Below are 14,523 nucleotides of genomic sequence, written 5' to 3' on the forward strand. Positions count from 1 at the left end.
CGTCTCATTCTCCGGATCCGTCCCCGTTGGCTGCGTCGAGGATGCCGGGCAGGTCCCGGAGGAACGCGTCCGCCTCGGCCTCGGAGAGTACGTACGGGGGCATGAGCCGTACGACGTCGGGGGCGGGCGCGTTGACCAGGTAGCCGGCGTCCTGAGCCGCCTGCTGCACCTGGGGTGCGAGGGGCTCGGTCAGCACGATACCCAGCAGAAGGCCCGCACCACGGACGTGGGAGACCAGCGGATGCCCGGACGCCTCGATTCCGGAGCGCAGCCGCTCACCGCGTGCCTTGACCTGGTCGAGCAGGCCGTCGGTGGCGATGGTGTCGATGACGGCGAGGCCGGCGGCGCAGGCGACCGGGTTCCCGCCGAAGGTGGTGCCGTGCTGACCGGGCTGGAGCAGGTCCGCGGCCGGGCCGAAGGCGGCGAGGGCGCCGATGGGCAGACCGCCGCCCAGCCCCTTGGCGAGGGTGACGAGGTCGGGCTCGACACCCTCGTGGGCCTGGTGCTCGAACCACTGGCCGCACCGGCCGATGCCGGTCTGCACCTCGTCGAGGACGAGGAGGGTGCCGGTGGCGCGGGTGATCTCGCGGGCGGCCGTCAGGTACCCGGCGGGCGGGACGACGACCCCGTTCTCGCCCTGGATCGGCTCGATGACGACGAGCGCGGTCTCCTCGGTGACGGCGGCGCGCAGGGCCTCGGCGTCGCCGTAGGGGACGTGCGTGACGTCACCGGGCAGCGGCAGGAAGGGTCCTTGCTTCTTCGGCTGGCCGGTGAGCGCGAGGGCGCCCATGGTCCGGCCGTGGAAGCCGCCCGTGGTGGCGACCATGTGGGTCCGGCCGGTCAGCCTGCCGATCTTGAAGGCGGCTTCGACGGCCTCGGCGCCGGAGTTGCAGAAGAAGACCTTGCCGGGGCGGCCGAAGAGCTGGAGCAGCCGCTCGCCGAGGGCGAGGACCGGCTCGGAGGCGTAGAGGTTGGAGACGTGGCTCAGCGTGGAGATCTGGCCGGTCACGGCCGCGACGATCGCCGGGTGGGCGTGGCCGAGGGCGTTGACCGCGATGCCGCCGACGAAGTCGGTGTACTGCTTGCCGTCCGCGTCCCAGACCTGGGCGCCCTCGCCGCGTACGAGGGCCAGCGAGGGGGTGCCGTAGTTGTTGGTCAGTGCGGCCTGCCAGCGGGCGCCGTACCCCTGGTTGCCGGTCTTCTGATCGCCGGTCACTGTGCTCCCCCTTGCTGCTCGTCGGGCACGACCATCGTGCCGATTCCTTCGTCCGTGAAGATTTCCAGCAGGATCGAGTGCTGGACCCGTCCGTCGATCACCCGGGCGGTGCTGACGCCGCCGCGGACGGCGTGCAGGCATCCCTGCATCTTGGGCACCATGCCGCTGGACAGCTCGGGCAGCAGCTTCTCCAGCTCGCTGACGGTGAGCCGGCTGATGACCTCGTCGCTGTTGGGCCAGTCCGCGTAGAGGCCCTCGACGTCGGTGAGGACCATCAGCGTCTCGGCGCCGAGCGCGGCGGCCAGCGCCGCGGCCGCCGTGTCGGCGTTCACGTTGTACACGTGGTGGTCGTCGGCACTGCGCGCGATGGAGGAGATGACCGGGATCCGGCCGTCCGCCAGCAGCGCTTCGATCGCGCCGGTGTCGATGGCGGTGATCTCACCGACCCGCCCGATGTCGACGAGCTCCCCTTCGATCTCCGGGCTGTGCTTGGTGGCGGTGATGGTGTGGGCGTCCTCGCCGGTCAGGCCGACGGCGAGCGGCCCGTGCTGGTTGAGGAGTCCGACCAGCTCGCGCTGGACCTGGCCCGCCAGGACCATCCGCACGACGTCCATGGCCTCCGGGGTCGTGACGCGCAGGCCGGCCTTGAACTCGCTGACCAGGCCCTGCTTGTCGAGCTGGGCGTTGATCTGGGGGCCGCCGCCGTGCACCACGACGGGCTTGAGGCCCGCCTGGCGCAGGAAGACGACGTCCTGGGCGAAGGCGGCCTTGAGGTCCTCGTCGATCATGGCGTTGCCGCCGAACTTGATGACGACGACCTTGCCGTTGTGCCGGGTGAGCCAGGGCAGGGCTTCGATGAGGATCTCTGCCTTCGGGAGCGCGGTGTGCTTACGGGCACTGCCGACCGCCCTGCTCATGACGAGTACGCGCTGTTCTCGTGAACGTACTCGGCGGTCAGGTCGTTGGCCCAGATGACCGCGGATTCGCTGCCGGTGGACAGGTCGGCCGTGATGCGGACCTCCCGGTCCTTCATGCTCACCAGGTCGCGGTCCTCGCCGACGGAGCCGTTCTTGCAGACCCAGACGCCGTTGATGGCGACATTGAGCCGGTCCGGGTCGAAGGCGGCCCCGGTGGTGCCGATGGCGGAGAGCACCCGGCCCCAGTTCGGGTCCTCGCCGTGGATGGCGCACTTGAGCAGGTTGTTACGGGCGATGGACCGGCCGACCTCGACCGCGTCGTCCTCGCTGGCCGCGCCGATCACCTCGATGCGGATGTCCTTGCTGGCGCCCTCGGCGTCGCCGATCAGCTGGCGGGCCAGGTCGTCGCAGACGGTCCGGACGGCCTCGGCGAACTCCTCGTAGGCGGGCACCTTGCCGCAGGCCCCGGAGGCCAGCAGCAGCACCGTGTCGTTGGTGGACATGCAGCCGTCGGAGTCGACCCGGTCGAAGGTGGTGCGGGTGGCGGAGCGCAGCGCGCGGTCGAGGGTGGCGCTGTCCAGGTCGGCGTCGGTGGTGAGGACGACGAGCATGGTGGCCAGGCCGGGGGCGAGCATGCCCGCGCCCTTGGCCATGCCGCCGACGGTCCAGCCTCCCTGGGAGACCGTGGCCGTCTTGTGCACGGTGTCGGTGGTCTTGATGGCGACGGCCGCGGCTTCGCCGCCGTCCTCGGACAGGGCGGCCGCGGCGGTCTCGATGCCGGGGAGCAGCTTGTCCATCGGGAGCGGGACGCCGATCAGGCCGGTGGACGCGACGGCGATCTCGCCGGCGCTGAAGACCTCGCCCGCACCCTGCTGGTTCAAGACGGCCGCCACCTTCTCGGCGGTGGCATGGGTGTCCTGGAAGCCCTTGGGGCCGGTGCAGGCGTTGGCACCGCCGGAGTTCAGGACGACCGCGCTGACCGCGGCGCCGCGCAGCACCTGCTCGGACCAGTGCACGGGCGCGGCCTTGACGCGGTTGGAGGTGAAGACGCCCGCGGCGGCCAGCCGCGGCCCGTTGTTGACCACGAGGGCGAGGTCCGGGTTGCCGTTCGCCTTGATCCCGGCGGCGATGCCGGCCGCGGTGAATCCCTGTGCTGCCGTGACGCTCACGGTGCCACTCCGATCGTGGAAAGCCCCAGGCTCTCGTGGAGCCCGAGGGCGATGTTCATGCTCTGGACCGCGCCGCCGGCGGTGCCCTTGGTCAGGTTGTCGATGGCGCTGATGGCGATGATCCGCTGTGCGGACTCGTCATAGGCGACCTGCAGGAGAACGGCGTTGGATCCGTGGACGGACTTGGTGGACGGCCACCGGCCCTCGGGCAGCAGGTGCACGAAGGGCTCGTCGGCGTACGCCTTCTCGTAGGCGGCGCGCAGCGACTCGGCCGTGGTGCCGGGGAGGGCCTTGGCGGAGCAGGTGGCGAGGATGCCCCGGGCCATGGGCACGAGGGTCGGTGTGAACGACACGCTGACCTTGGTGCCCGCGAGCGGGGACAGGTTCTGCACCATCTCGGGCGTGTGCCGGTGGCCGCCGCCCACTCCGTACGGGGTGACGCTGCCCATGACCTCGGCGCCGAGCAGGTGCGTCTTGAGCGCCTTGCCCGCGCCGGAGGTGCCGGTGGCGGCGACGATCACGGCCTCGGGCTCGGCGAGCTGGGCCTGGTATGCCGGGAAGAGCGCGAGGGAGACGGCGGTGGGGAAGCAGCCGGGGACGGCGATGCGCTTGGTGCCCTCCAGTGCGGCTCGCCCGCCGGGCAGCTCGGGGAGTCCGTACGGCCAGGTCCCGGCGTGCGGGGCGCCGTAGAACTCGTCCCAGTCGGCCGGGTCCTTGAGCCGGTGGTCGGCGCCCATGTCGACGACGAGGACGTCGTCGCCGAGCTGGGCGGCGACGGCGGCGGACTGCCCGTGCGGGAGCGCGAGGAACACGACGTCATGACCGGCGAGGACCTCGGGGCTGGTCTCCTCCAGGGTCCGCCCCGCGAGCGGCACGAGGTGCGGCTGCAGGGACCCGAAGAGCTGCCCGGCGTTGGAGTTGCCGGTCAGCGCACCGATCTCCACCTCGGGGTGCGAGAGCAGCAGGCGCAGGACTTCACCGCCCGCGTATCCGCTCGCTCCGGCCACCGCTACACGTACCACCATCGGACCCTCCTCCTCGATGGCATGACTATACGTAGCCACGCACGTTTATGCAAAGCTCGGAGGGTGCGGCGATCACTCCCGGTGTGACTGTGCAGCCGATCTGGCGGCTGAGCATCTGGCCTGGCGGGTCTGATCAGCTCAGATGGCGGGCAGGGTAGCGGCCCCATCTCTCCACTGTGCGGTCTTCACGTGAACCCACGCCAGAGAGGGACGGTCTGCACTGTGCTGGAGCCATGAAGCCTTCGGCCTGTGCGCCGGAAAACGAATACCGCCCGGTGTGGTCGCATAGCTGTTCCCTGCGCGATCTTGTTGCGCCGTACACCATCGATCCAGCAGCCGTGGAGAGCTTGGATGCGGGACCGGGATGGCCGCGGCGGTGGACGGCGCGGTGGAAAACGGAGAAGGCGGACGTGATCTGCCCGGTCCAGGAGCTGGCCAGCGTGCCGGCGGTCGCATCGGTGCCGGTGCGCGGATTTACCTGGCGGGCGGGGCAGCGGCATCGCCCCGGACTGCAGTACCTGCTGGCCACAGGACGGATGCACGGCTTCGAGAGTCTGGCCGAGCGCAATCTGCTGCTCGCGTTGGATTTCGTCGGTGGGTGGACCGAAGTACTGTCACAGCCGTTCAGGCTGAAGTTCACGACCAAGGATGGCCGCAGTCAGGACCACACCCCCGACTTCCTGGTGCTCTTGCACGAAACGGCTCTGTTGATCGACGTCCGGCCCACACACCTGATCAAGGACAAGGATCTGGTGAAGTTCGCCGCGACGGATCGGGCGGCCGTTGCAGTGGGATGGCGCTACCTGGTGGCGTCCGGTTGGCGCCGCCAGGTCCTGACCGGTCTTGATGCGCTGTCCGCGCGGCGGCGTCCGATGTCCGACCGGCTCGGGTTCCAAACCGAACTCCTGGAGGCGGCCCGGGAACGCCCGCGACGGTTCGGCGAGCTGGTGGAAGAGACCTCGCTTCCGGCTGTGGCCCGTGCGCATGCCGTTCACCTGCTCTGGCACGGCCGACTGGCGATGGATCTGTCTCTGCCGCTGGATGATGCCGCGTGGATCTACCCGGTGGGGAGGCCGTGATGAACGGTGGCCGGCAGCGGTCACGTGATGAAGATCTTGCAGAGCACGATCTGGTACGGGCCCAGATCCGGATGGCGCATCTGCTGGAGGTGGAAACGGGCTATCGCAGCGGCAGCCGGGCTTGGGCCCGACCTGGCGAACCCAAACCCGAGTACGACCCGGAGCGGACCACGCTGACCGAGCGCCGGCGGGCGAAGGCGGCCGAGTTGAAGGACCTCGACCGCCAGGAGGCAAAGCAGCTGGGGTTGGAGTGGATGAGTGAGCGCACGCTCGAGCGCCTGGCCGCCCAGTACGACGAGCACGGGGTGATGGGACTTGCAGACGGACGGTGGACGCCGCCTCTGCGGGGCCGCTGGACCATCAGCGAGGAGATCGCCGAGGCAATCCGCGCTGTTCACGCCGAGTCGTTGCACCGCTCGAAGGTGAGCATGAAGACGAAGGAGCGGATGATCCACCAGTACGTGCAGGAGAAGTTCAAAGCCAAGGGGAAGGTGGTGGACGTTCCGCACTACTCGACGTTGGCGAGAGTCTGGAAGGAGTGGTTCGGCACTGAGGGAGCACGGCAGCGTTATCTCCGCTCCGCTGCGGCGGTGGAGACGGGGAAGGCGAAGGTGGTGATCCTGCGGCCGGGGCAGGTGATTGTGCTCGACACCACGCCACTGCCCGTGAAGGTACTCGACGATGTCTTCGGCGAGCCGATCTCCGTCCACCTCACGCTTGCTCTGGACGCCTATTCTCATTCACTGGTCGCCTTCCGCCTCACCCCGGTGTCCGACTCGTCGGTGGAGGTGGCGATGCTGCTGCGGGATGTGCTGCTGCCGCTGCCGATGCGCCCGGACTGGGGTGAGGAGTTGGAGTGGCCCTACCCGGGTGTTCCGGCTGCGCTGGTGGCCGAGTGCGCTGGGTATCGGGTGGCGGGTCTGCCGTTCTTCGCGCCAGAGACGATGACCAGCGATCACGGCAGCGTCTACAAGAACCACCAAATCGTCCAGGTCGCACGTACGTTGAAGATCGAGCTGCTGCCGGCTCGCGCGATGCGACCGAGCGACAAGGCCGCCTGCGAACGAGCATTCGCCGGGATCCAGTCGCTGCTGCTGGAGCTCCTGCTCGGCTACCGAGGCGTCGACGTGGCCGACCGTGGGGTGGACCCGGAGGGTGACGCGGTCTGGACGCTGGCTGAGATGGAACATCTGTTGGCGACCTGGATCGTTGCGGTGTGGCAGAACCGGAAACTTGACCAGTACGCGCCCGCTTGGGATCCGGGAGGCCGGCACAGCCCGAACACGCTGTTCACGGCTGCGGCTGCCCGCGACGGAATCAGCCTGGAGATCCCCGAACCAAGTCTGTATTACGAGCTCCTGCCTGCCCATTTCGTGAAGATCGACCGGCGCAGAGGGGTGAAGATCGGCGGACTTTGGTACGGCGGCACCGACCCGGCCCTGGACCCTTACCGTGGTCAGCGCTCCGGCCGTAGTGGGCGGCACGCGGGCAAGTGGGCCATCAGCCGCGACCCCCGGGACTGTCGCCAGGTCTACTTCGAAGACCCCGAGCACCACGGCCACTGGCATGCCCTGAGCTGGAACGGCCTGCCGCCAGGAGACGACGTCCCGGCCTTCTCTGATTCGCGTGTACGCGAGGTGCTACACGACGCGGCACGGGCTGGACTCAAGCCGCGCGACGATATGGAACTCCTGCCGGTTCTCCTGAAGTTAGTGGCCGCACGCACGCCTGTTTCGGCCTGGCCGACCCAGATGACCGCCAAGCAGAAATCTGAGCGGGCCCGCGAACTCGCACGGGCCCGTGCTGCCGCCTCCGACCGACCACCGGTCCCGTTGAGCGCGCTTCCCACTCCCGCACGTCCGTCCGAGCTGGCCGCCAGCGCCCGTCGCGCTGTCACCGCGGACCGGCAACGGCGCCGGGAGGCTTCCGTCAAACAACCGCCGACGGCGCCACCCCTGCTGGGCGAGGCGATTCGGGCCCGCAGCATGTTCGTGCTGCCCGACGAGGACGTCGACGATGCCGAGCAGGCCGACGAGCCGAGTCCGGAGGCATCGTGAGCGCCTGGGGAGGCAACAGCCCGGTCCCGTTCGTCCTGCCGGGTCCTCCGCCGATGCGGGACACGGCCGAAGGCTGGGACCGCTGGCGGCGCACAAGGAAAGACTTCGTGCCCGCTCCGCGCATGAGCCTGGCCGAATGGCGGCTGCTGAGCCCGAGGAAGAAGTCGCTGCACGATCTACACCGGGCCGCCACCCACGCCAACCTGCCACTGCTTGACACCCCGATGACCAGGGCTGTCACCAAGCTCCTGCATGGACGGGTCATGGCCAATGCGCTCAAGCACAAGCCGACTACCCGGGCAGGGGTCATGCTCACGGGCGGGGGTTACCAGGGCAAGACGGAGACAGGATGCGAGATCCTGGCGACGTTCGAGGACCTGTGGCGGAAGCTGCACCACGATCTCAACCCCGATGCCGTCCCCGGGACTCGCGACCTGCACATCCCCGTCGCCTACGTGCAGACCCCCGTTACCGCGAAGCCGAAGAGTCTTTGCAAGGCCATCCTCAACTTCTACGGCGCCCAGCTGAACCCGCGCATGGACCTGCCCGACCTGCTCCGGCAGGTCGCCGCCTCCCTGCACGACCATGGGACAAAAGCGCTTCTACTGGACGACATTACGAGGCTCCGCCTCCACCGCGCCGACGATCAGGACACGCTCGATCTGATCCGGGCCTTCATGAGCATGCACATCACCCTCGTTCTGGTCGGCGTGGACATCCCGGGATCGGGCCTGCTACGGGAAGGCCGGCACGATCCTCAAACGGGTCAGGTGATCTTCCCGGCCGCCCCTCAGACCAAGGTCCACGGGCTGGAAGCGACCCAAACCGAACGGCGCTTCGACCTCGTCGAGCTCGGCCGCTTCCACTACGACACTGACCTACAGATCGCTGCGTGGGTCGAGCATCTCGCCGGAGTAGAGGATGAACTCAGGCTGATGAAGGCCCCACCCGGCATGCTCACGGCAGGTCGGATGCCCGAGTACCTCTTCGACCGCACGAACGGCGTGGTTGGCCTTCTGGAGCGGCTGATCGAGGACGGCTGCCAGGAAGCCATCGACTCAAAGAAGGAATGTTTGACGGAGCCACTCCTTGAGGGCATCGCCATCAATCTTCGAGACCCCACCCGTGACCCGGGAGCCGGTGAAATCCCCGATACGCCACCGACCGAGCACGACGCCGCAACGGGCCCCCGCTCGGCCAAGCGCCCACGTTCCAGGAACACAGTGCTCGACGATCACGGCCCCGCCGCGAGCACAGGCACCTGAGGAGCGGACCCGTGATGGCTCCACTGCCCCGAAGCCTGGACCCGATCTCGGGAGAGTCGCTGGTCAGCTATCTGCTGCGGCTTTCTCACCGCCTCAGCCTTCCGCCTCTCCACCTGGCCCGCATGGCCGGCTTGACCAACGGCTTTCACCGCAACCACATCTCCCGCAACCTGCTGCTGGGCCTCGCACCGTCGCAACGCGAGGCCTTCGGCCATCTGGCAAGGCTGTCCCCAGAAGAAGTCACGCAGTTGACCCTGTCGTCCTGGTGTGACCGCTATCCGCCGATCTCACGGTCCCTCGCGGATCAGTCCCAGCGCACATGGTCAGATCCCTGGCTGTTCCTCAGCTCACCGCGATTCTGCACCTCCTGCCTGGCCGGCGAGGCAACAACTACCCAGCACCTGCACGGTGGGCCATGGCGCAAGGCGTGGCATCTACCTGTCGTCTTCGCTTGCGTCAAGCATGAGCAGTTTCTGGAACCGTTCTGCCAGCATTGCGGTTGGCCGGATTCCGGAGCCGAGTTCCTGATCCCACGCGTCAACGACAACACCCTGCACCCCGCACAGTGCCGGTGGACGTCCGCTGAATCGCTTGGGAAGAAGCGGAAGACCCGAGCCTGCGGCGGATGGCTGAACGAAGCCGCTTCGCCTGCCGGCCAGCCGCAGCCTTCGGTGGCCTCCCTCAGGTTTCAGCAGGCCATCCTTACCCGTCTGTCCTCGTCGACTCCCGCGGCGGAGGCAGCCAAGTACTTCACCGACCTGCGAGTAGTTGCCGCCCTAGTCAGCGCTTCCTGGCCGCACGCTCGAGATCTGGTGGACACTGCCTCGGCCGAGAAGGTCGATGTCTACGTTCGCGGACGACACGGACCGCACGAACGTCAGCCACGCGACGCACCTCCCCGCGATCCGATTGCCTGCGCCGCCGTGCTGCAGGCCGCAGACCTGGTTCTTGCGACCGAGGACCTCTCTAATGTCTTGTCACGGTTCATCCGAGCTGCCTTCCGGACCAGCCCTAGCCACACACCATGGGCCCGGCTCCTGGCTCGACACGAGCACGAATGTTCTGAGCGGTTACGGGAAGCCGCCCAGCCCGTCACGCGCGCCTTCCGCAAGGTTGGCGGCAGTCAGGGCACCCGAGCGCCAGTTCGAGACGATTACCAGCCCGAGCACGTCCCGGCGTTCCTGGAGCACGATTGGTATCAACGCCACCTCGCCCGCTTCTCCGGCCATGCTCCAAAGTTCCTTCGTCGAGCGGCCGCGGTCCAACTCGTTCAGTGGTCCATGGGCGGCTCGCAGAGCGACGCGGCATCGTTCCTCGGCATCAACCCCAGCCAGGTCCAGTTCAAAGTCGCCAGCGAGCCACGGTTTTGGGTACAGGCGGGATGCGATCCGACTCAGCTCGATGCGGCACTCCGGGAACTTGCTTCCGGACTGGGGTCGCATCCGCACATGCTCGTCGACTACCGGCAGAGACGCGAAGCGCTTCAAGACTGGGCACTCGACCGCACAACCTGGATCGCCCTGATCAACAAGATGCCGCCGCTGCCCGGCTCGATACGACCCGACTTTGATGACCGTAAACGCCAGGAAGCTTCAGTCTTCATCTGGACCCAGGTGACACAGGGGGAGCATCTCTTCGCCCCCCGGACCATTGCAGCTAGACAGCCATCAGACGTCCGGCGGAGGTGGGCGCAGCGTCGAAGCACCACGTGGTTCCAACTCATCCGCCCTGACCCGCTCCGGCACTACGCTGACCTCCGGAAAGTGCTCAGCGATTACGCTCGTCAACTCACCGGAGACATCGACTCAGCGATCACTCCCATCCGAGAGGCCTAGTCGGGCAGGCCAACCCTGGCTCGGACGGACCATCGGGAGTGTCCCGTCTCACCGATGGTTGACCGGTTCTCATGCCTACTGCCTCGCCGTAACAGCCTCGCGCTCGGCATCGCCAAGTCGGTGGTTGGGTAGCATCCGAAACGATCGGCAAGCACGTCGTCCTCACGATAATTCCGTAAAAGGAAACTGCACTGACTGCACACTTGCGTTCACGTGCTGCGCGATGCCAAATATCCCAGCCACGGAATTGCCACCCACTCTTGGGAAACAGCACCCATCGAGCCGCCTGACGACGCCCACTCTCTACGGCGTCATGCCAGCCTCAGCATGTTGAGTCACATCGAGGGGCCTGTCACCCCACCACCGCACAGCCGGACGCTTCAAAGCAACGCAAGCCGCAATAATCCAATCCGAAGTGTATTTGGTATCCGTGCCGAGCTGCCGCAGCAGGTCATCGACCGTTGCGTCCGCTTCCTCGGACCAGTGGATTGGGCATTCTGTCAACTCATCGCCGGAGAGAGGGGAGGAGATGTTCAGCTCACACTCCACGTCGGGAAACTTCACTGCCAATACCGAGCTCTCCACGAGCTCCGTAAGCGACATCTTCAGCGAGGCAGCCTCAGAGGACACAGCTACGGCTAGAGATACCGGCCAGTAGATGGTCCGTCGAACGAACGGAGAAAGAGTCCAGGCTCCAGTCGACCCCATAACGGCACCTCCATTTCAGGCGGCCAATGAAGCGAAAATCCTACGCCTGCTTGAATCATTTGTCAATGCGCATATCTCTTAAGTATGCGATCCGACATCAACCCGAGACACATTAGACTCGGGAACCCAGGCCCCCGCTCCTCAGCCAGCACGGGAAGATGAATCGGAGGGTCAAATCTTCTGAGCTCCAAACTATCCCCGATAACAAGTCCGCCATTCCGCTCCTCTGACTCGCTCACGGAATTAAAGGGCGCCATCCCCCGCAGGCCATCATCAAGGAGGCCGTCAATCCACCACAATCCATCGAAGCCCGTCGCATTTATGATCCGATCATAGTGGATCTCCTGACCATCCCCCTTAGAGTAGACGCTCACTCCACCAAAAGATCCCCAAACCTTTATATCTGCAACATCGAAATATTTTGTGTAAAGATTTTCCGCCGAGCTAATCTCTCGCTTCGCCTCGAGAGAGAAGACCCCCGCGGTGGTGTGCTCATTGAATTTCCTCCTTCCGGCGGCGCTGAATTTCATCCACTCCTGTGGATCAGAGTAGTGCCTATTTTCGTCATAGCTCTCTCCACGCGAATAGACAACGCCATCCGGAGTCAGAATATCGACCATGAATGGATTCTGCTTGGGGTCTGCAGACACGCGGGATTCAGACGCCTGGAGCAAAGCCATAGCGACAGATGCCGCGGCTCCGCCCGCTCCTAGAACTCCAAATCTGAGACTTCTGCCATCGACTACATCATCAAGGTGCTTCCAAAAGTTCCTGGCATCTGTAGCAATGGGCGGATGATTCTCCGGGTCATAGCCCTTGAGAGCCTTAGGACCGCCAGGACCCGTGACGACCAATCCATCTCCGGGTATTTTCTCTTCCATACCGAATTTGTCTACAACAACCACCTCCCATCGGGTGCCTACTTTCGATACGGCCTTCACGCGCCGCTCGTCTGGCATGCAACCCGACTGCCTAGCCACCCACTCGAGATAGCCGGCCCACTCAGACAAGAGTGGAGCTATTTCTCCTCGATCCACCCACGTCGCATAATAATTCTTCTTTTTGGATTTCATCGTGCGGCGGGAAATTTGGTACGCCGGCCAGCTGAACCTAAACATCTGCCCATCAATCTGAGCATTCTTCTCCGCGTCGCCCCATTGGGACGCATAGGGATACCCGACATCCTTTAGTGGCGAGCTGGCAAGCCTCTGGCGCCCGTTAGTGTATTCCCCTTCTTTCCCTGTCCAATTCGCCGCCACGCCGCCGTCATCAAATATCCTTACGCGGGGAACGTGAAGCCCGCAGGTTCGAAGCGCAGACACTTTCGCCCCCAAAGCTATTCCTTTGGGGCCTGCGCCCACCACGATCAGGCATGGGTCGTCCATCAAATCTCCAGGTGCTATCAGCGATGGAGGCACCCCGAGCGTCTCAACTCACCTGCCACGGTGAGTGAGGTCGCACTTCCATCGTCACACCTGGTCCAATTCTCGGCGCGGCAAGCAGTAGCGTGTGGCGGCTAGTTTCCCCGCGCCCGCGCAGTGTTGTTCACTGGTGTGCTGCACGGCACCGCGCTCGAGGCGAGTCAGCCGAGCACGGAGCCGCCGGTCCGGCTCAGAGTCGGCCTGACCTGCGCGACCAAGCTTCGTTGAGACGAATTCGGATCAGTGAGCTTTTTCAGAGTTGCCACCGATGGGGTGACGGCGAGGTGGGCCGCAACGCACGAGGCACCCGTGCCGTTGAGGGCGGTGTTCGACGTCTCAACTCATCAGCGCAGGTTCCTCGTTGGTTTCTTATCCTGCCGCACTCGATCTGCCCCACCCGTTGGTCGAGTGGGTCACCATGCTCATCGTCACCCGCGAGGGTTGACCGCCGCTGCAAGCTCCCGCCGCACCAACGTGCGCTCGTCGCTCTGGTGTACCTGCGCAAGCACGACACCCTGGCCCGGATCGCGGCCGGCTTCGGCATCTCGGTGGGTACCGCCCACGCCTACACCACCGCCGTGATCAGCCTTCTCGCTGGTCGGGCGCCGGGCCTGCTCAAGGCCCTGCGCGAGCACGAACCGGAGTACGTCCTGCGCGATGGAACGCTCGCCGAGTGCGACCGCGTGGGCGACGGCCGGGCCGACAGGGGGGCCGGTTAAGAACCGTGTCACACGCCGCAAGCGGCATCCCGCCCACTCAGCGGAATGCGTACACTTCGGACTCGGCAGCCGCCTCGGCAAGGCAAGACGACCTCCTTTCAGCCAAGGCACGTACTTGCAGATCGGGCCAAGCCAGCGGGCAGCCGAATCCTTAATCGGGCGGTTAATGAACGGGCGCATCCCCGGTCTTTCCCCGCCAGCGAGCTAGCTCCTTCCGGGTGGCGAGGGTGTTGGGGTGGTCGGGCCCCAGTACCCGCTCCTTATCCGCCAACAACTGCTCAAGCGCGGTGACAGCGCCAGCCGCATCGCCCGCCTCCCCCCTCAAGCTAGCGAGGAAGAGCCTGGTGTTGAGGGCGTCGGGGTGGTCGGGCCCCAGTACCCGCTCAAAGTCCGCCAGCACCCGCTCAAAGGCGGCGACGGCGCCAGCAGCATCGCCCGCCTTCCACCTGAAGCCCGCGAGGTTGTACCGGGTGGTGAGGGTGTTGGGGTGGCCGGGCCCCAGTACCCGCTCCTTATCCACCAGCAACTGCTCAAGCGCGGTGACAGCGCCAGCCGCATCGCCCGCCTCCCCCCGCCGGTAGGCGAGGTCGTTCCGGGTGGCGAGGGTGTCGGGGTGGTCGGGCCCCAGTACCCGCTCCTTATCCGCCAACAACTGCTCAAGCGCGGTGACAGCGCCAGCCGCATCGCCCGCCTTCCACCTGAAGCCCGCGAGGTTGTTCCGGGTGTTGAGGGTGTTGGGGTGGCCGGGCCCCAGTACCCGCTCCTGATCCGCCAACAGCTGCTCAAAGGCGGTGACAGCGCCAGCCGCGTCCCCCGCCTCCCCCCGCCGGTAGGTGAGGTCGTTCCGGGTGCCGAGGGTGTCGGGGTGGCCGGGCCCCAGTACCCGCTCCTGATCCGCCAACAGCTGCTCAAAGGCGGTGACAGCGCCAGCCGCGTCCCCCGCCTCCCCCCGCCAGTAGGCGAGGTTGTGCCAGGCGGTGAGGGTGTCGGGGTGGTCGGGCCCCAGTACCTCCCCCCGCCAGTGGGCGAGGTGGGCCCGGGTGGTGAGGGTGTTGGGGTGGTCGGGCCCCAGTACCCGCTCTAGGTCCGCCAGCACCTGCTCAAAGGCGGTG

Annotated in this window: 10 protein-coding genes and 1 pseudogene; 5 read left to right on the forward strand and 6 right to left on the reverse strand. The window is 66.4% G+C overall.

Features of this window, described 5'->3' with window-relative positions; genetic code table 11:
* Positions 1–4: 4 nt before the first annotated feature.
* From AB0D48_RS18210 to argC, 4 genes are read right to left on the reverse strand one after another with little or no spacing between them, the layout of a single operon-like run.
* The gene (locus tag AB0D48_RS18210; protein WP_362397245.1) at positions 5–1,216 is read right to left on the reverse strand and encodes an acetylornithine transaminase; all 1,212 of its coding nucleotides are present in this window, start codon (positions 1,214–1,216) and stop codon (positions 5–7) included.
* The gene (argB, locus tag AB0D48_RS18215; protein ID WP_362397248.1) at positions 1,213–2,133 is read right to left on the reverse strand and encodes an acetylglutamate kinase; all 921 of its coding nucleotides are present in this window, start codon (positions 2,131–2,133) and stop codon (positions 1,213–1,215) included. The genes AB0D48_RS18210 and argB overlap by 4 nt, the downstream gene beginning before the upstream one ends.
* A complete protein-coding gene (argJ, locus tag AB0D48_RS18220) occupies positions 2,130–3,302 on the reverse strand; it encodes a bifunctional glutamate N-acetyltransferase/amino-acid acetyltransferase ArgJ (protein ID WP_362397251.1) in 1,173 nt (390 codons plus the stop codon). The genes argB and argJ overlap by 4 nt, the downstream gene beginning before the upstream one ends.
* Positions 3,299–4,327: an N-acetyl-gamma-glutamyl-phosphate reductase gene (gene argC / locus AB0D48_RS18225; RefSeq protein ID WP_362397254.1), complete on the reverse strand. Its 1,029-nt coding sequence runs from the start codon at positions 4,325–4,327 to the stop codon at positions 3,299–3,301. The genes argJ and argC overlap by 4 nt, the downstream gene beginning before the upstream one ends.
* 233 nt (positions 4,328–4,560) lie before the next feature.
* Between argC and AB0D48_RS18230 the strand changes: the two genes are divergently transcribed.
* From AB0D48_RS18230 to AB0D48_RS18245, 4 genes are read left to right on the forward strand one after another with little or no spacing between them, the layout of a single operon-like run.
* The gene (locus AB0D48_RS18230; protein ID WP_362397257.1) at positions 4,561–5,406 is read left to right on the forward strand and encodes a TnsA-like heteromeric transposase endonuclease subunit; all 846 of its coding nucleotides are present in this window, start codon (positions 4,561–4,563) and stop codon (positions 5,404–5,406) included.
* Positions 5,406–7,463, forward strand: coding sequence for a transposase (locus tag AB0D48_RS18235; protein ID WP_362397260.1), 2,058 nt, complete (start codon positions 5,406–5,408; stop codon positions 7,461–7,463). The genes AB0D48_RS18230 and AB0D48_RS18235 overlap by 1 nt, the downstream gene beginning before the upstream one ends.
* Complete coding sequence (locus AB0D48_RS18240) at positions 7,460–8,728, forward strand: TniB family NTP-binding protein (protein WP_362397263.1); 1,269 nt, start codon at positions 7,460–7,462, stop codon at positions 8,726–8,728. Before AB0D48_RS18235 ends, AB0D48_RS18240 begins: the two co-directional genes overlap by 4 nt.
* Before the next feature lie 14 nt (positions 8,729–8,742).
* Positions 8,743–10,563, forward strand: a complete 1,821-nt coding sequence (locus AB0D48_RS18245) for a TniQ family protein (RefSeq protein ID WP_362397265.1) — start codon at positions 8,743–8,745, stop codon at positions 10,561–10,563.
* 770 nt (positions 10,564–11,333) lie between these two features.
* Here AB0D48_RS18245 and AB0D48_RS18250 read toward each other — a convergent pair.
* Positions 11,334–12,656 carry a hypothetical protein gene (locus tag AB0D48_RS18250; RefSeq protein WP_362397268.1) on the reverse strand — a complete coding sequence of 441 codons (1,323 nt, stop codon included), beginning with the start codon at positions 12,654–12,656 and terminating at the stop codon, positions 11,334–11,336.
* 397 nt (positions 12,657–13,053) lie between these two features.
* On the opposite strand from AB0D48_RS18250, the pseudogene AB0D48_RS18255 reads away from it, so the two are divergent.
* Positions 13,054–13,396, forward strand: a pseudogene (locus tag AB0D48_RS18255) (transposase family protein); the annotation flags it as partial.
* Positions 13,397–13,574: 178 nt separating this feature from the next.
* On the opposite strand, the gene AB0D48_RS18260 reads toward AB0D48_RS18255, so the two are convergent.
* Positions 13,575–14,523: tetratricopeptide repeat protein (locus AB0D48_RS18260; protein ID WP_362397271.1), on the reverse strand; the 949-nt coding region annotated here is incomplete at its 5' end.

Source organism: Streptomyces sp. NPDC048269 (assembly GCF_040652395.1).
GTDB lineage: Bacteria > Actinomycetota > Actinomycetes > Streptomycetales > Streptomycetaceae > Streptomyces.